17 protein-coding genes and 2 pseudogenes are annotated in these 16930 nt (G+C 69.4%); 13 read left to right on the forward strand and 6 right to left on the reverse strand.

What is annotated here, in order from left to right; translation table 11 throughout:
- Window positions 1-72: 72 nt before the first annotated feature.
- The 7 genes from ACFULQ_RS27905 (at window position 73) to ACFULQ_RS27935 (ending at window position 6621) form a co-directional block, all read left to right on the forward strand.
- The gene (locus ACFULQ_RS27905) at window positions 73-969 is read left to right on the forward strand and encodes a TauD/TfdA dioxygenase family protein (RefSeq protein WP_383548755.1); all 897 of its coding nucleotides are present in this window, start codon (window positions 73-75) and stop codon (window positions 967-969) included.
- Window positions 966-1862, forward strand: coding sequence for an ABC transporter permease (locus ACFULQ_RS27910; protein WP_383548757.1), 897 nt, complete (start codon window positions 966-968; stop codon window positions 1860-1862). The genes ACFULQ_RS27905 and ACFULQ_RS27910 overlap by 4 nt, the downstream gene beginning before the upstream one ends.
- Window positions 1859-2590, forward strand: coding sequence for an ABC transporter ATP-binding protein (locus ACFULQ_RS27915; RefSeq protein WP_383548760.1), 732 nt, complete (start codon window positions 1859-1861; stop codon window positions 2588-2590). The genes ACFULQ_RS27910 and ACFULQ_RS27915 overlap by 4 nt, the downstream gene beginning before the upstream one ends.
- Before the next feature lie 48 nt (window positions 2591-2638).
- Window positions 2639-3697, forward strand: a complete 1059-nt coding sequence (locus ACFULQ_RS27920) for an aliphatic sulfonate ABC transporter substrate-binding protein (protein WP_383548762.1) — start codon at window positions 2639-2641, stop codon at window positions 3695-3697.
- Window positions 3694-5019, forward strand: coding sequence for an LLM class flavin-dependent oxidoreductase (locus tag ACFULQ_RS27925; protein ID WP_383548765.1), 1326 nt, complete (start codon window positions 3694-3696; stop codon window positions 5017-5019). Before ACFULQ_RS27920 ends, ACFULQ_RS27925 begins: the two co-directional genes overlap by 4 nt.
- 115 nt (window positions 5020-5134) lie before the next feature.
- Window positions 5135-5812, forward strand: a complete 678-nt coding sequence (locus ACFULQ_RS27930; protein WP_383548769.1) for an ABC transporter ATP-binding protein — start codon at window positions 5135-5137, stop codon at window positions 5810-5812.
- Window positions 5809-6621: an ABC transporter permease gene (locus ACFULQ_RS27935; RefSeq protein WP_383548771.1), complete on the forward strand. Its 813-nt coding sequence runs from the start codon at window positions 5809-5811 to the stop codon at window positions 6619-6621. Before ACFULQ_RS27930 ends, ACFULQ_RS27935 begins: the two co-directional genes overlap by 4 nt.
- Window positions 6622-6664: 43 nt before the next feature.
- Here the strand turns inward: ACFULQ_RS27935 and ACFULQ_RS27940 are convergent, their stop codons facing one another.
- Window positions 6665-7873 carry an RNA-guided endonuclease InsQ/TnpB family protein gene (locus tag ACFULQ_RS27940; protein ID WP_383548773.1) on the reverse strand — a complete coding sequence of 403 codons (1209 nt, stop codon included), beginning with the start codon at window positions 7871-7873 and terminating at the stop codon, window positions 6665-6667.
- Window positions 7874-8080: 207 nt separating this feature from the next.
- Entirely contained in the window at window positions 8081-8548 is a 468-nt protein-coding gene (locus tag ACFULQ_RS27945; RefSeq protein WP_383548775.1) for a winged helix-turn-helix transcriptional regulator, read from the reverse strand.
- A gap of 93 nt (window positions 8549-8641) precedes the next feature.
- On the opposite strand from ACFULQ_RS27945, the gene ACFULQ_RS27950 reads away from it, so the two are divergent.
- Both ACFULQ_RS27950 and ACFULQ_RS27955 read left to right on the forward strand, forming a co-directional pair.
- Complete coding sequence (locus ACFULQ_RS27950; RefSeq protein WP_383548778.1) at window positions 8642-9145, forward strand: PaaI family thioesterase; 504 nt, start codon at window positions 8642-8644, stop codon at window positions 9143-9145.
- Between the two features lie 98 nt (window positions 9146-9243).
- Window positions 9244-9711, forward strand: coding sequence for a hypothetical protein (locus ACFULQ_RS27955; RefSeq protein ID WP_383548780.1), 468 nt, complete (start codon window positions 9244-9246; stop codon window positions 9709-9711).
- Here ACFULQ_RS27955 and ACFULQ_RS27960 read toward each other — a convergent pair.
- Window positions 9693-10904, reverse strand: coding sequence for an MFS transporter (locus ACFULQ_RS27960; protein ID WP_383548783.1), 1212 nt, complete (start codon window positions 10902-10904; stop codon window positions 9693-9695). The genes ACFULQ_RS27955 and ACFULQ_RS27960 overlap by 19 nt on opposite strands.
- Before the next feature lie 466 nt (window positions 10905-11370).
- Here ACFULQ_RS27960 and ACFULQ_RS27965 point away from each other — a divergent pair.
- Window positions 11371-11490: pseudogene (locus tag ACFULQ_RS27965) on the forward strand (hypothetical protein); the annotation flags it as partial.
- A 1-nt stretch (window position 11491) separates the two neighbouring features.
- Here ACFULQ_RS27965 and ACFULQ_RS27970 read toward each other — a convergent pair.
- Both ACFULQ_RS27970 and ACFULQ_RS27975 read right to left on the reverse strand, forming a co-directional pair.
- Window positions 11492-12178 (reverse strand): CBS domain-containing protein, encoded by a 687-nt coding sequence (locus ACFULQ_RS27970; protein ID WP_383548786.1) that lies wholly within the window; start codon window positions 12176-12178, stop codon window positions 11492-11494.
- Between the two features lie 15 nt (window positions 12179-12193).
- Complete coding sequence (locus ACFULQ_RS27975; protein WP_383548789.1) at window positions 12194-12658, reverse strand: Crp/Fnr family transcriptional regulator; 465 nt, start codon at window positions 12656-12658, stop codon at window positions 12194-12196.
- Between the two features lie 194 nt (window positions 12659-12852).
- Between ACFULQ_RS27975 and ACFULQ_RS27980 the strand changes: the two genes are divergently transcribed.
- Genes ACFULQ_RS27980 through pflA form a run of 3 tightly spaced genes read left to right on the forward strand, consistent with a single transcriptional unit; the run spans window position 12853 to window position 16073 of the window.
- Window positions 12853-13041: a hypothetical protein gene (locus ACFULQ_RS27980; protein ID WP_383548793.1), complete on the forward strand. Its 189-nt coding sequence runs from the start codon at window positions 12853-12855 to the stop codon at window positions 13039-13041.
- A 37-nt stretch (window positions 13042-13078) separates the two neighbouring features.
- Complete coding sequence (pflB, locus tag ACFULQ_RS27985; protein WP_383548796.1) at window positions 13079-15337, forward strand: formate C-acetyltransferase; 2259 nt, start codon at window positions 13079-13081, stop codon at window positions 15335-15337.
- 4 nt (window positions 15338-15341) lie between these two features.
- Window positions 15342-16073: a pyruvate formate-lyase-activating protein gene (gene pflA / locus ACFULQ_RS27990; protein ID WP_383548799.1), complete on the forward strand. Its 732-nt coding sequence runs from the start codon at window positions 15342-15344 to the stop codon at window positions 16071-16073.
- Window positions 16074-16155: 82 nt separating this feature from the next.
- Here the strand turns inward: pflA and ACFULQ_RS27995 are convergent.
- Window positions 16156-16326 (reverse strand): annotated as a pseudogene (locus ACFULQ_RS27995) (sodium-independent anion transporter); the annotation flags it as partial.
- Window positions 16327-16930 lie beyond the last annotated feature (604 nt).

The raw sequence follows: 16930 nt of genomic DNA on the forward strand, positions 1-16930 counted from the left end.
CGCTCTCTGCTCCCCGCACGGAGCACCCAGCTCTCAGCCGCGCGCCCGCTTCCTCCCCAGAAGGACTCCCTCATGCCCGTGTCCATCCGTAAACTCACCGCCCGCATCGGCGCGGTCGTTGAGGGCGTCGACCTCACGGCGACCCCAGACATCTCGACGGTCACGGCGCTCCGTGACACCCTCAACGAACACAAGGCAATCGTCTTCGATCACGTCGACCTCGACAACGCCGGCCAGGAGCGCGTGGCCCGGTGGTTCGGCGAACTCACCACCGCCCACCCCAACGTGCCCGCAGCCGACGGCACGACGAACGTGCTCGCCGTGGACAGCGAGACATCCAAGGCCAACGAGTGGCACACGGACGTCACCTTCGTGATCAACCCGCCGCAACTCACCACGCTCCGCTCCATCGTGACCACGCCGTACGGCGGAGAGACACTCATCGCCAGCGCCGCCGCGGCCTACCGCGACCTGCCCGCACCACTGCGCGCCCTCGCGGACACGCTGCGCGTCGTGCACACCAACCAGTACGACTACGCCCGCCCCGCGGCCACGACGGCACAGCGCCAGGAGTACGACCGGGCGTTCGTGTCGACGCCGTACGAAGCGGAGCACCCGGTCGTACGGGTGCATCCGCTGACGGGCGAACGCGGGCTGTTCATCGGCGGGTTCGCCAAGCGGATCGTCGGCCTGCCGAGCGGCGACTCGGCCGATCTGCTGCGCCTTCTCCAGTCGTACGTGACGCGTCCGGAGAACATCCTGCGCTGGGCCTGGTCCCCGAACCAGCTGCTGATCTTCGACAACCGGATCACCCAGCACTACGGGGTGGACAACTACGACGACCATCCGCGCCGCCTCAACCGGGTGACGGTCGCCGGAGAGGTGCCGTCCGGTGTCGACGGCCGCCGCAGCGAGCAGCTCGTCGGCGATGCCTCGCACTACAGCAGCGTGCTGTCGGTGGCGGCATGACCGAGGTCCGCATCCCGGCCCTGGCCGTCACCAAGCAACCGGCCGCCGAGACGACGAGCGCGCGGCAACGCGAGGTGTTCCTGCCGCGCGACGCCCGCCGCCGTACGACCGCCCTCACCGCGCTCCGCGAGCGCCTGCGGTGGCCGCTGGGCATCTACACGACCCCGGTCGTGATCCTCATCGCCTGGGAGGCGCTCGCCCGGGCCGGAGCGGTGTCGAAGACCTACGCTCCGGCGCCGACCTCGATCGTGAAGTCCGCCGCCGAGCTGTGGCAGCAGGGCGTCCTCGGGCCGGACCTGGCCATCTCGCTGCAGCGGGCCGGCATCGGTCTCGCGATCGGGCTGACGGTCGGCATCATCACCGGGGTGCTCGGTGGGCTGCTGCGCAGCGGCGAGTACCTGTTCAACGGTCTCGTGCAGGTGCTCAACACCATCCCGCTCCTCGCGGTGCTGCCGCTGATGATCGTGTGGTTCGGCATCGACGAACTCACCAAGGTGCTGCTGATCTCCTTCGGCGCCGGTGTGCCGATGTATCTCAACCTGTTCGCCGCGATCCGCGGCGTCGACCAGCGGCTGATCGAGATGGCGCGGACGACGGGCGCGGGCACCTGGCGCCTGGTGACGCGGGTGCTGGTACCCGGGGCCCTGCCGGGTTTCCTGGTCGGCCTGCGGTTCTCCCTGGCGTACAGCGTCCTGGGCCTGGTGGCCGCGGAAACGGTCAACGCGGACAAGGGACTTGGCTTCCTCATCACTCAGGGGCAGACGTATCTGCAGACCAACCAGGTCTTCGTGGGGCTGGTGATCTACTCGCTCCTGGGTCTGCTCGCCGACCAGTTCGTCCGGGTTCTCGAGCGGGTGCTGCTGCGGTGGCGACCCAGTTATGAGGCGTCATGAGCAGCGCAGCAGTGACCGAGCCACGCCGGCAGACCGGCGTCGTCGTCGAGCAGGTGGTCCGGAAGTTCGGTGACCGGGTGGTGCTCGACCACCTCGACCTCACCATCGCCGACCAGGAACTGGTGATCCTGCTGGGCCCCTCCGGCTGCGGCAAGAGCACCCTCTTGCGGCTGCTCGCCGGCCTGGACCGGCCCGACGGCGGGCGGGTGGAGGTTCCGGCACGGCGCGCGATCGTCTTCCAGGCCGACCGGCTCCTGCCGTGGCAACGGGTACTGCGCAACGTCACGCTCGGCCTGCACGGACCCGACGCGGACCAGCGGGCCCGCGAGGTGCTCGCCGAAGTCGGCCTGGACGGCCGTGAGAGGGCTTGGCCCACAGAGCTCTCCGGCGGCGAGGCCCAGCGGGTGTCGCTCGCGCGGGCCCTGGTCTCGGAGCCCGAACTCGTCCTGCTCGACGAGCCGTTCGCGGCCCTCGACGCCATCACCCGGCTGCGCATGCACGACCTCGTACGCGCCCTGCGGACCAGGCATCAGGCCGCCATGCTGCTCGTCACCCACGACGTCGACGAGGCGATCGCCCTGGCGGACCGCATCGTCGTCATGAGCAACGGCCGCATCGGCACCTCGCGCGAGGTCCGCCTCTCCGCCGCGGACCGCGAAGGGAGCATCGCACGCGAGGAACTGCGTGCCCGGCTCCTGGACGACCTCGGCCTCGCGGGCCAGCACTGACCTTCCCCCGAAAAAACCCTCACCCAGCACAGAAAGCAATCACTTCCCATGCGTAAGAAGACCAGCAGACTCATCGGCGCCGTCGGCTCGCTCGCCCTGGCGGGTACCCTCGCGGCCTGCGGATCGTCGTCGTCGGACACGGCCGCGCCGCTGAGCAACGCCGCCGACGCGAGCGACGCCAAGCACCCCGAGTGGAGCAAGTACACCTTCACCATCGGTGACAACGGCGGTGACGGCAGCCAGGAGCTGGCGAAGCTGACCGGCGTGTTCGACAACGCGCCCTACAAGGTGAAGTTCGCCCGCTTCACCTACGGCCCGCCCCTCGTGCAGGCCGCCGCCTCGGGCGACATCGACCTCGGCAGCGTCGGCGACGTACCACCGATCACCGGCGCCGCGAAGGAGTACGGCTTCAAGGTCGTTGCCGTCAACCGCTCCCTCACGCCCGACCAAGCGGTGGAGAACATCATCGTGCCGAAGGGCTCGACGCTGAAGACGGCCGCCGACCTCAAGGGCAAGAAGATCGCTGTGCCGCAGGGCAGTTCGGCCCATGGCCTGGCCCTGAACGCGCTGAAGAGCGTCGGCCTCACCCCCAAGGACGTGAAGCTGACCTTCCTCGACCCGGCGGCCGGCGCGACGGCGTTCAACACGGGCAAGGTGGACGCCTGGTCGATCTGGAACCCGCAGTCCGCGATCGCGGTCAAGAACGGCGCCCGGATCCTGGTGAAGGGCCTCCCGCCGATCGACCAGACGAGCAGCTACTACGTCGCCAGTGACACCTCGCTGAAGGACAAGACCAGGCGAGCTGCTCTCACTGACGTCCTGAAGAGGCTGTCGCGGGAGTTCGCCTGGGGCGTCAAGAACCCCGACAAGTACGCGCAGGCTCTCTCGAAGGAGCAGGGCATCCCGCTGGCCGACGCCAAGGCGTCCCTGGCCGCCTACTCGAACCGGGTGACCCCGGTGGAGCAGTCGGACATCGAGCTGGAGCAGAAGCTCGCCGACGCCTTCCTGGAGGCCGGTCAGATCACCAAGAAGGTCGACGTCAAGTCGATCACCGACAACCTCCTGCCGGCCGGCTACGACAGCTCCAAACTGAAGGTGACCTCATGAGCGCGAGACGGCGGCTCCACCTCAACGCCTTCCTCATGGAGGCGGGCCACCACGAGGCGGCGTGGCGGCTCCCGCACAGCAATCCCCGGGCGGACTTCGACCTGAAGCACTGGATCGAGCTGGCACAGCTCGCCGAGAGCGCCAAGTTCGACTCGCTGTTCCTCGCGGACGGCCCCGCCCTCATCGGCACCGGTGAGTTCCGGCCGCCGGGCCAGCTCGAACCGCTGACCCTGCTGACCGCGTTGTCCCAGGCGACCAGCAGGATCGGCCTCATCGCGACCGTGTCCTCGACGTACAACGAGCCGTACAACCTCGCCCGTCGGCTCGCCTCCGTCGACCACGTCAGCGGCGGCCGGGCAGGCTGGAACATCGTCACCTCGGCAGGGGCCGACGAGGCGGCCAACTTCGGCCTCGACAACCGCCCCGGCCACGCCGAACGCTACGCCAGGGCCGACGAGTTCCTGCAGGTCGCCAAGGCGCTGTGGGACAGCTGGGAGTCCGAGGCCGTCGTCGCGGACAGGACCACCGGACGCTACGCCGATCCCGAGCGGCTGCACCGGCTCGGTCACCAGGGCACCTACTTCAAGGTGGCCGGCCCGCTCAACGTCGAGCGCCCGCCGCAGGGTTACCCGCTGCTCGTCCAGGCCGGCTCCTCGGAGGACGGCAAGGACTTCGCGGCCCGCCACGCCGAGGCCATCTTCACCGCGCACACCACGTACGAGCGCGCGGCCGCCTTCTACGCCGACATCAAGGCCCGGACCACGGCCGCGGGCCGTGACCCGGACGGTGTGATCGTCCTGCCCGGCATCGTCCCGTACATCGGCTCGACCGAGGAGGAAGCCCGGGCGCTCGCCCGGCAGTTCGACGAGCTGCGCGTGCCGGAGTACGGGCTGCGCCAGCTGGCCGCCGTGTTCGAGACCGAGCCGTCGGTCTTCCAACTCGACCAGCCGCTGCCGGACTTCATCCTCGCCAGGCCCAAGCTGGAAGGCACGCAGAGCCGTTCCGACCTGATCATCGATCTCGCCGTGCGCGAGCAGCTGACGGTCCGGCAGATCATCTCCCGGCTCGGCGGCGGGCGCGGTCACTTCGAGTTCGTCGGCACGCCCGAGCAGATCGCGGACACGATCATCGCCTGGTTCGAGGGTGGTGCCGCGGACGGCTTCAACATCATGGCTCCGGCCCTGCCGTCGGGCCTCGCGGCCTTCGTCGAGCATGTGCTGCCCATCCTGCGCGGCAAGGGCCTGTTCCGCGAGGAGTACGAGGGCACGACCCTGCGCGAACACTACGGGCTCCCGGTCCCGGAGAACCAGTTCCATGGCTGACCCGCTCTCCGGGCCTGACCCTCTCGTGACTCCCGCCGCTTTCCGGAGCGGCGGGGGTCCGCCCGCACTGCGGGTCGAGGGACTGCGCAAGACCTAGGAAGACGGCTTCACCGCGGTGGCCGGGCTCGACCTGGAGATACCGGACGGCGCCTTCTTCGGCCTGCTCGGCCCGAACGGCGCCGGGAAGACCACGCTGATCGGCTCGGTGTGCAACATCGTCCGACCCAGCGCCGGTACCCTCTCCGTCTTCGGCCACGACCACCGCGACCGTCAGGCCCGCCGGCTCCTCGGCCTGGCCGCACAGGAGATCAACGTCGACCGGTTCCTGTCCATCCGGCAGATCCTGATCTACCACGCCGGCTACCACGGCATCGGCCGGAAGGCAGCCGCCCTGCGCGCCGACGAACTGCTCGCCCTGTTCCGCCTCGACGACAAGGCCGACGTACGCGCCTACGAACTCTCCGGCGGCATGCAACGGCGCCTCGTCCTCGCGCGGGCACTCATGCACCGCCCCCGTCTTCTCATCCTCGACGAACCGACGGCCGGCGTCGACGTCGAGCTGCGCTCGGAGATCTGGCGGGTCGTCAAGGGCCTCAACGCAGCGGGCACCACCGTCCTGCTGACGACGCACTACCTGGAGGAGGCGGAGACCTTGTGCGACGAGATCGCGCTTCTGCGCGCGGGCCGGATCGTCGACCGCGGATCCGCCGCCTCGCTGCGGGAGCGGTACGCGGCCCGGGACATCGCCGAGGTCTACGCCCGGGTGATCACGGCGGAGAAGGTCGCCTCGTGAGCGGCACCGAAGCCCCGGCCCGCCCTGCGTACGACGATCCGTTCCGGCCGGAGCGATCGCCGTTCCTCTGGCTCCTGGAACGGGAGGTCCTGCGCTTCCTCACCATCTGGCGCTACAGCGTCGTCGGCCCGGTGCTGTCGACCGTGCTGTTCGTGGTGGTCTTCGGGTCGGCTCTCGGCCGGCACGTCGACACGATCGGCGGCGTCGGTTACGGCACTTTCATCGTGCCCGGCCTCTTCGCGCAGGCCATCGTCAACGTCGGCTTCTTAAACGGCACGACCAGCCTGTTCGAGGCCCGCCGGGACCACTACATCAACGACGTGTTCGCGAGCCCGCTCAGGTGGTGGGAGATCAACGCGGCACTGGTGGGCGGTGGCATCGCCCGAGGCATCGTCGTGGGCGCGGGAGTCCTCGCGGCAGCGCTCCCGCTCACCCACGGCGGCGCCCCGGCCCGCCCCTTCGTCCTGCTGTTCGGCACGCTCGGCGTACTCCTGGTCGCCGCACAGGTCGGTGTGATCGCGGGCGGCCATGCGAAGTCCCTCGACCACGTCTACTCGATGGAGTCGATCATCCTGCTGCCGCTGGGCTTCCTCGGCGGAGTCTTCTACTCGGTCCATCAACTGCCGCCTTTCTGGGACGCCTTGAGCCGCCTCGACCCGGTCTTCTGGCTGGTCCAGGTCGAGCGGATCGGCTTCCTCGGCCAGGGCGACGTCGTTGCGGGCTGGGCCCTGGCCGTCGTCTGGTGCCTCGCGGCGGCGCTCACGGCCTGGTCGGCCGCGATGTTCGCCACCGGCCGCCTCAAGCCCTGAACCCCGTACGGGAAGGAACCAACGCCTTGACTTCCTCCCCCGCCTAAAGGCGGGGGATTCCAGCGGTCGCCCGCTGGGGTTCCTGCTTCACCGACGACCGCCCCGTCCGGGAGGACTCCCGTTGAGGTCTTACACCGTCTCCACAGGCAGATGCCGCCAGCCCGGCGGCCAGGATGTTGCGTGCCGCGTTTACGTCGCGGTCATGCACCGCGCCACAGGCACATGTCCACTCACGGACGTTGAGCGGCAGCTTCGCCGCGACCGTGCCGCAGTTTCCGCACAGCTTCGAGCTGGGAAAGAAGCGGTCGATCACCACGAGTTCGCGCCCGTACCAGGCGCACTTGTACTCCAGCATCATGCGCAGGTCCGTCCACGCCGCATCGGAGATGGCGCGCGCGAGCGCGCCGTTCTTCAGCAGGTTGCGGACGGTGAGGTCCTCGATCACGACCACTTGGTTCTCGTGGACGATGCGCGAGGTCAGTTTGTGCAGGAAGTCGCGGCGCCGGTCAGCGATCCGCGCATGGACCTTGGCAACACGACGACGGGCTTTCTCCCGGTTCGCGGAGCCCTTCGCCTTCCGGGACAGCTCTCGCTGCGCGCGGGTCAGGCGGGCGCGATCCCGCCGCTCGTGCTTCGGATTGGCGATCTTCTCCCCGGTGGACAGGGTCACCAGGGAGGTGATCCCGGCGTCGACGCCGACCGCCGCATTCGTGGCAGGGGCCGGGGCGATGGCGTCCTCGAAGAGCATCGACACGAACCAACGGCCCGCCGCGTCGCGGGACACCGTCACCGTGGTCGGCTCCGCACCCTCGGGCAGCAGACGCGACCAGCGGATGTCCAAAGGCTGCGCCATCTTGGCAAGCGTGAGCTGTCCGTCGCGCCAGGTGAAGGCGCTGCGGGTGTACTCGGCCGACGCACGGGACTTCTTGCGCGACTTGTAGCGCGGGTACTGCGAGCGCTTGGCGAAGAAGTGGGCGAACGCCGTCTGCAGATGACGCAGCGCCTGCTGCAGCGGAACCGAGGACACCTCGGTCAGGAAAGCGAGTTCCTCGGTCTTCTTCCACTGGGTGAGCGCGGCGGAGGACTGCACGTAGGTGATCCGGCGCTGCTCGCCGTACCAGGCCCGGGTTCGCTCCTCCAACGCCTTGTTATAGACGAGGCGGACACAGCCGAACGTGCGCGACAGCTCCGCCGCCTGCTCGTCCGTGGGGTAAAAGCGGTACCTGAACGCCCGCTTGACCTGCTCCGCCATACCTCACACTCTATCAGCTCCCATGTGAGCAAGGCGTGTTGGCCGGTGGGCGGTGGACGCCGGTCCGCCCTGGCGGCGAACCGACTTCTCCTGCCCTGCTCCGCAGGAGCTTCGTTTCCTCCCCGGCCTGAAGGCCCGGGTATCCACGAAGGAAGGCCCCGATGAAGAGCGGGAACTCCCGCCCGCCCCTCCCAACGCCGCGCCGCGTCAGGTCAGGGGCCGCGCTCCCGGCCCCGGCTCGACCGTCACGTCCCTCGGGGTCAGCGCGCCGTGCTCCCCGGTGCATTCGACGACCGCGCGGACCGGGCATCCGCAGGCGTTGTGCCGCATGTCGAGGACCACGCCGGCCGGGTCCGGGGTGTGCGTCTCGCCCCACTGGCGCAGAGCGACGAGCACCGGCCACAGGTCCCAGCCCTTCCGGGTCAGGCGGTACTCGTTGCGGGAGCGGCTGCCGGGTTCGCGGTAGGGGACGGTCGTGAGGATGCCGGCCTCGGTCAGCTTGCGCAGCCGGTCACTGAGGACCGCCTCCGACAGGCCGATGTGCCTGCGGAAGTCGTCGAAGCGGCGCACGCCGTTGGCTGCGTCCCGCACGATCAGCAGCGTCCACTTCTCTCCCACCACGTCGAGGGTGCGCTGCACGGAACAGTTCTCGGTGCTGAATGCGAGCCAGTCCACCGGGCCATGGTAGCCAGCTGGCTTCGTCATTGACAGTCAGCTGCGGGCAGGTCTAGCTTCGGCGTACGAAGTCAGCCGGGAGGGCGCAGGCGCATGGGACGCACACGTACATACACATGGGACGATCCCATGGTCACGGCCGGTGCCGTGGGCCGCTCCTCCGGCCTGGACTTCCTGCGTGACGTCAGGGACGCCAGGCTTCCGGCGGCGCCGATCTCCGCCACCCTGGACTTCACGCTCGACGAGGTGTCCGAGGGCCGCGCGGTCTTCTCGCTCGTCCCGGGCGAGGATCACTACAACCCGATCGGCAGTGTGCACGGCGGCGTCTACGCCACCCTTCTCGACTCGGCGCTGGGCTGCGCGGTGCAGTCCACATTGCCCGCGGGCATGGGCTACACCTCGCTCGACCTGAGCGTGAAGTTCCTCAAGCGGGTGTCGGTGGACACCGGCCCGGTGCGGGCCATCGGCAAAATCGTCCACCGCGGCCGGCAGACGGCGCTCGCCGAGGCCACGCTGGTCGACGCCGAGGACCGGGTGCTGGCACACGCGACCAGTTCCTGCATGCTCTTCCCGCTGCCGCCCGCGGCAGCCGCCTGAGCCGACCGCGCACTGCTCTGTTCGAGTGGTGAGCGCAGGCTCAGGGTCGTAGCGTCAAAGACGGGACATCCGTCGGCCAGCGGCAGCGGGGATCGGCCATGCAGCTACGCGCACTCACCACGACGGTCGCGCTCTTCGCCGTGGCCACCCTTGCCACCGCCGCGGGCACCTCGCCCGCGGCCTGGCCCGCGCCGGCACCCGTGACGCAGACCGCCCAGGCACGCACCGCGCCGCCGGTCCTCGTCGATTGCCTGTGGCACCCACAGGTGCGCCCGACGGACTTCATGCTCGCCTGCGGGGACGGCAACAGCCGCCTGGCCTCCCTGCACTGGACCCGATGGGACGCCCGTGGCGCACAGGCCAAGGGCGTGAACTGGGTCAACGACTGCAAGCCGTACTGCGCGGCCGGGCACTTCCACGCCTACCCGGTGACCGTACGACTGGACCGTGCGCGGCCCTGGAAGAAGCAGCCCAAGGTGTCGCACTACTCCCGGATCACGCTGACGTACCCGGCAACCCGGCCGGAACAGTTCGGCCCGACCGTGACCTATCCGCTGTGGGACTGAGAGGCGGCGACCCGTTCGGACTGGGCGCCCGTGATCACCTCGGAGCGGCTGCCGCCGCGGTCCATGAAGCCGCCCATGAACGCAAGCCCCAGTCCGGCGACGCCGAGCGCCGCGCCGACCAGCGACGGTGACGCCCAGCCCCAGCCCGCCGAGATCGCGAGGCCGCCGAGCCAGGCTCCACCCGCGTTGGCCAGGTTGAAGGCGGAGTGGTTGGAGGCCGCCGCCATGGTCGGGGCGTCCTTCGCCTTGGCCATCAGCAGCATCTGGACGGGCGTGGTGATGAGGGCGCCCATGGCGCCGATCAACGTGATCGTGATGAGGGCGGGCACGGTGCTGTGGACGGTGAAGTAGAACGCCACCAGCGCCGAGGACATCAGCGCGAGTCCCGCGTACAGTGTCGGGCGCAGGGCGCGGTCCGTGAGGGGGCCCGCGACGAGCGTGCCGAGGGTCATGCCGACGCCGTAGAGCGCGAGGACCAGTGTGGTCGAGGAGTCGGACAGGCCCGTGAGATGGGTGAGCATGGGCACGAGGTAGCTGTAGACGGCGAAGAATCCGCCGAATCCCACGACGGCCGTGGCCAGCCCGATGGCCACCTGCTTGTTGCGCATGGCGCGCAGTTCGTGCCGGACGCCGGTCTGCGGGCCGCGCGGCTGGTGGGGGACGAAGAGGGACAGCGCCACCAGGGCGACGAGGCCGATGACGGCCACCGCGACGTAGGCGGCCCGCCAGCCCAGCTGCTGCCCGAGCGCCGTACCGGCCGGGACGCCCACGATGTTGGCGATGGTCAGCCCGAGGAACATCTTGGAGACCGCGCGAGCGGCCCGGTCGGGGGCGACCAGCCGGGACGCCACCACCGCGCCCACGCCGAACAGCGCCCCGTGGGGCAGACCGGCGAAGAAGCGCGCGGCGAAGAGCAGACCGAAATTCGGGGCGAGCGCGGACGCGACGTTGCCGACGACGAACAGCCCGGACAGGAGCAGCAGCAGCCTCTTGTGCGGGATGCGTGCGCCGATGCCGGTCAGCACGGGGGCACCGACGACGACACCCAGGGCGTAGGCGGAGACGATGTTGCCGGCCTGTGGCACGGACACGCCGATTCCGTCAGCGATCTGGGGCAGTAGCCCCATCGTGGCGAATTCCGTCGTACCGATGCCGAAAGCGACAACAGCCAGGGCCAGGAGAGCCAGTGGCATGGCGCAGGAGAACCTTTCGGAGGTGGTGCAGAAGTACGAGGGGGCGGGCCTGGACCGTGTCGAAGCGGCTTCCCTCACCCGGCATCGTCGCCCGGCGCCCCCAGGGCATGATGAGCCCACAACAAGTGCAGCAGCGCGGCGGAGCAGGGCATTCCAAGATCCCGGCCCACTTTCCGTGACTCATGTCACCCCCGCGTCGGCAAGGCTCACTGGCTCCGAGATAGGTTGTTGATCATGCGTCTGTCTGTTTGACCGCTCGTTGATGAGGACATGGGGAAGCGTCAGTCGCGGCCGTGGATCGTGTTGCGTGCAGCGCGACGGACCCCGCCTGTTCCAGCCTGCTTCATGCGATGTGGTGCAGCCGGCGCTGCAGGGTGGTGTTGATGCCGGCGGGCAGGAAACCACAAGATGGCCAGGATGGCGGTGGAAGGGGGGCTGGTAGAGGTGTACCCATAGCGAAGTCGGCTCCGGCGACCAGCCGGTGGTGATCCCTTCCGGGATCTACGACATCGCCCACAACAGCGGCTGGGTCAACGTCGGAACCGACCATGACACCGCCGAGTTCGCGGTAGGGTCCATACGCCGTACTAGGGCAGTGAGGGCCTCGCCTCCGAGGAGTCGCCCGAGACACTGGGCCCCTCCGGTGCGAAGTCCACGTCCACCACGCCCTCGACAGCGCGTACCAGGTGAGCGGCCACGGGGATCAGAGACGTGTCGCGGACCCGCCCGACAAGAGTGACGGCTCCGTCGTGCACCTCGACGCGGATCATCGGCGAAGGCGCGGGGAACAGGTAGGACACCACCTCGCGGCGGACCTCCTCGGCGATCTCCTCGTCGTCGCGCAGGAACACCTTGAGCAGGTCGGAGCGGCTGACGATGCCGGCCAGCATGCCCAGTTCGTCGACCACCGGCAGTCGCTTGACCCTGGCCTGGGCCATGGTCCGAGCGGCCTGGGCGAGGGTCGCGTCCGGGCGGACGGTGAGGGCCGGGGAGGTCATCAGCTCTGCCGCGGTGACGGCGCCGGCCTTGGCCAGGTCGGCAAGGCGGCGCAGCTGGGTGTGCCGGTCGGGGTCCTTGTCGCGGAACTCCTCCTTGGGCAGCAGATCGGCCTCGGAGACGATGCCGACGACCCGGCCCTCGCCCTCGATGACGGGCAGGGCGCTCACCTTCCAGTCCTGCATCAGCCGCACGATCTCCTTGAAGGAGGCGTCGCGGTCGAGGGAGGCGACGGTGTGGGTCATGACGTCGCTGACGATGTGCGGGCTGCCGTGCATGGTGACTCCTCGCGTTCAGATGCGGCTGTCGGAGCCGTAAGGGGCGTAGAGGTCCAGGAGCCGGGTCCGGGCCGAGCGGAGGCGGTGGGCGAGGACGTCACCGACCCACTGGGCCACGGCGCTGCCCAGAGCCGGATCGTCCTGGCACATCAGGCGGACGGCCGTGGCGTCGAACTCGTACGCCCGTACCGGGGTCATGGCCTCGGCGCCCAGGTGATAGGTGTGCGGCGCGAACAGCCATGACCACCCGACGAGTTCGTTGTGCTGCAGGGTCTCGATGACGGCCGCCCTGCGGCCGGGCACGTGCATGTCCAGTTCGACGGTGCCCGTACGGATGATCCAGAACCGGTCGGCCCGGCCGCCCTCCTCGAACAGTCGTGCCCCTTGCGGAAAGGACACCTCACGGGAGAAGCGCATCAGACGCTCCTGGTGCTCGGGAGGCAGGGCACGCAGCATGCTGGGGGTGGAAGTGGGGATCATGGCGTGCCTCCTGACGGGTGTGGGACCTGCCAGTACCAGCCTGTGCCCGCCAGCGGTGCCGTCCCATGGGCCGCTCGGTCCATCGGATGGACCACTCGGCTCCGCTTCGACGACCTTCGGCACCCTGCGGCAGCACCGCCACGGCGGTTGCATGAAGACGTGAGACGACCCGCCCGACGGAGGGGGTGAGTTCTGTGGGTACCTCACTGACTCCCGACTTCTGGAGGCTGTTCGCCGTCCTGCTGGTGATCTTCGCCGCGGTGACCGTGGTGGTGAGCGCCGTGCTCGACGCGTTGGTCGTGCGAATGCTGCGGCACTCGCGGCCGACCGGCCACAGGAGTGTGACCGCTGACCAGTTCGAACGGCCCTTGGTGCACCGCTGAGGCGTGCGCCGACCAGTAGCACCAGGAAGGAACGGCGATGACCGCCACCATGACAGCAGACGTGCAGGTGGAGGGGGCCTGGCGTGGGTTCGTCGGGCCCCGCTGGCGGGAGCGCGTCGACGTGCGCGACTTCATCCAGGCCAACTACACGCCGTACGAAGGCGACGCCTCGTTTCTGACCGGCGCCAGCGACCGTACCCGCGAGGTGTGGAGGAAGGTCAGCGCGCTGTTCCCCAAGGAGCGAAGCCGGGGCGTCCTGGACGTCGACACCGCCACCCCCTCCACGATCACCTCGCACGCCCCCGGTTACATAGACCGCGACCGCGAACTGATCGTCGGCCTCCAGACCGACGCCCCGCTCAAGCGCGCGATCATGCCCAACGGCGGGCTGCGGATGGTCGAGAACGGGCTGAAGGCGTACGGCTACGAGCCCGACCCGTTCGTGACACGGGTCTTCGGCACCTACCGCAAGACCCACAACGACGGTGTCTTCGACGCCTACACACCGCAGATGCGCGCCGCCCGCAAGGCCGGCATCATCACCGGCCTGCCCGACGCGTACGGCCGGGGCCGGATCATCGGCGACTACCGGCGCGTCGCCCTCTACGGCACGAACCGGCTCATCGAGGCCAAGCGAGCCGAGCGGGCCCTGCTGGACGCCCGCCCCTCCACCGCCGACGTCATCCGCGACCGGGAGGAACTCGCGGAGCAGACAAGGGCGTTGGGTGAACTGGCCGAGATGGCCGCCTCGTACGGCTGTGACGTCACCCGGCCGGCCGCCACCGCCCACGAGGCCGTGCAGTGGCTCTACCTCGGCTACCTCGCCGCGGTGAAGGAGCAGAACGGCGCCGCGATGTCGCTGGGCCGCACCTCGACATTCCTCGACGTGTACCTCCAACGGGATCTGACGGACGGGACCATCGACGAGACCCGCGCTCAGGAGCTGATCGACGACTTCGTGATCAAGCTGCGGATCGTGCGGTTCCTGCGCACTCCGGAGTACGACGCGCTGTTCTCCGGCGATCCGACGTGGGTGACGGAGTCCATCGGCGGCATGGGTGAGGACGGCCGCACCCTGGTCACCCGGACCTCCTTCCGCTTCCTCCAGACCCTGTACAACCTCGGCCCGGCGCCGGAACCCAACCTGACCGTGCTGTGGTCTCCCCGACTGCCCGCGGGCTTCAAGGAGTTCTGCGCCCAGGTCTCGATCGACACCAGCGCCGTCCAGTACGAGTCCGACGACCTGCTGTGCGCGCGGACCGGTGACGACACCGCGATCGCCTGCTGTGTCTCGGCGATGGCGGTGGGCCGGCAGATGCAGTTCTTCGGAGCGCGGGTCAATCTGGCCAAGGCGCTTCTGTATGCCGTCAACGGCGGCCGGGACGAGATGACGGGCGAGCAGATCGCGCCCCCTACACCCCTGCTCACGGGTGAGTACCTGGACTACGAGACGCTCTCCCAGGCGTACGACCGCGTCCTGGACTGGCTGGCGAAGACGTACGTCGACGCACTGAACGTCATCCACTACATGCACGACAAGTACGCCTACGAACGACTCGAGATGGCCCTGCACGACCACCCCGTGCACCGCTTCATGGCCTGCGGCATCGCCGGCCTCTCGGTCGCCGCCGACAGCCTGTCCGCCGTCAAGTACGCGCGCGTGAAGGTGTTCCGGGACGCCACCGGGCTCGCCGTCGACTTCCGCACCGAGGGAGACTTCCCGGCGTACGGCAACAACGACGACCGCGCCGACAGTATCGCCGTAGGACTGGTGGAGTCGTTCATGGCGAAGCTGCGCAGGCATCCCACGTACCGGGACGCCGAGCACACCCAGTCCGTGTTGACGATCACCTCGAACGTCGTCTACGGCAAGCACACCGGTAACACACCCGACGGCCGCCGGTCCGGACAGCCCTTCGCACCCGGGGCCAACCCCATGAACGGACGTGACCGGCACGGCGTCGCAGCCTCGGCCCTGTCGGTGGCCAAACTGCCCTACGAGCAGGCCCGGGACGGTATCTCGCTGACCACGACCATCACCCCCGAAGGGCTGGGCCATCATCCGGCCGAGCGCGCCGGGCACCTGGTCGGCATCCTCGACGCCTACATGACGGTCGGCGGCTTCCACATGAACGTCAACGTCCTGGACCGGGCCACGCTGGAAGACGCGATGGAGCACCCGCAGAGGTACCCGGATCTCACCATCCGCGTGTCCGGATACGCGGTCAACTTCGTCCGGCTGACGCGTGAGCAGCAGCTCGACGTGATCAGCCGCACCTTCCACGGATCGTTGTGAGCCGATGGCGACCACCGGCCGGATCCACTCCTGGGACCTGTCCACCGGCGTGGACGGGCCCGGGACCCGGTTCGTTCTCTTCGTGTCCGGCTGCCCGCTGCGCTGTCTGTACTGCGCCAACCCTGACACCTGGCACATGCGGGACGGCGAGGAGACAGGCGTCGACGAGGTGATGGCCGAGATCGAGAAGTACCGGACGTTCCTCACCGCGGCAGGTGGCGGCGTGACCGTCACGGGCGGTGAGCCGTTGCTGCAACCTGCCTTCACCGGTGAGATCCTGCGCCGCTGCAAGGACGCCGGGCTGCACACCGCCCTCGACACGTCCGGCTTCCTCGGCGCCCGCGCCACCGACGAGCTGCTGGCCGACACCGACCTGGTGCTCCTGGACATCAAGTCCTTCGACGTCCCGGCCTACCGTCGCCTGACCGGCGGCGAGCTGGCGCCCACCTTGAACTTCGCCACCCGTCTGAACCGGCTCGGCGTTCCGATGTGGATCCGCTACGTCCTGGTGCCGGGCTGGACGGACGACCCGGCAGCCGTCACCGGACTGGCCGCGTTCCTCGCGGAGCTCGGCTCTGTGGATCGGGTGGACATCCTGCCGTTCCACAAGCTCGGTGCCGCGAAGTACGAGGCCCTCGGCATCCCGTTCCGGCTGGGCGACACCCCGAATCCGACGCGGGAGTCGGTCGAGCGGGTACGGGAATCGTTCCGTGCGTACGGCTTGGTGGCTCACTGAAGACGTGGGGCAGAGTTCGAGGCGGAGTGCGTCGCCGCGTCGAGTGCCGTGATGTCGACCTCGGCGTCGGCCTCGATGGTGGGGAAACCCCGGCCAGGTACCCGATCAGGACGGGCCGCACCACCCGTGCCACCAGGCGCAAGAGGCCGACCGTGACCGCGAGAGCGGAGCCCAGCTGTGCGTACAGGGCGAGGGCGGGCAGGATCGCCCACAGCCCGGCGACACCCGCGTACGCCATCACCTGCGGCACCAGCTACGCGTCCACGCTGACCCCGGCCGGCCTCGCAACGAGGCGCGCCGGCAGCCGAGAAGCGTGACGGCTTCGGCGTGCCCGTGAGCGCCGCGCGACACAAGGCCGGCGTACAGCCCAACCGGCCCTTCGGAGAGGGCCGTTCAGCCCAGTGGACACCGACCTTCGGCATCCGGCGACCTTGGGCGCACGTCGGGAGAGTGGGGGACGTCAAGAACTGATCGAAGCCCCTCGAAGGGATCACCGCCATGGCCGTCCACGAGCGTCCTGACCGGAGTTCGGGCTGCCACCCGCCGTGCTTCCGCAGGACCCCCGCAGGCGCCGTGATGATGGCGCCGACGCGGACTGCTGAGTGGCCACCGGCCAAGCACCAGTCGGACGGCTCGCCGAGCACGCCGACGCGATGCGGCGAGATCGATGACGCCCTCGGCCTCGGCGGGCTCCGGGTCAGGCTCCCGTTCGTCGGCCGCAACCGCCGGCTGCGCTGACCGCGGGAGGTGCGGCGGGCCCCACGAGGGGAAGCGGGCCCGCCGCGCCGAAGACCGGCATGGGCCGGTCGGCCCCCGGCAGGGACCTGAGGCCCCTGCCAGGGGCCTCATCCGAAGAC

This window comes from Streptomyces sp. NPDC057253 (assembly GCF_042669125.1).
GTDB lineage: Bacteria > Actinomycetota > Actinomycetes > Streptomycetales > Streptomycetaceae > Streptomyces.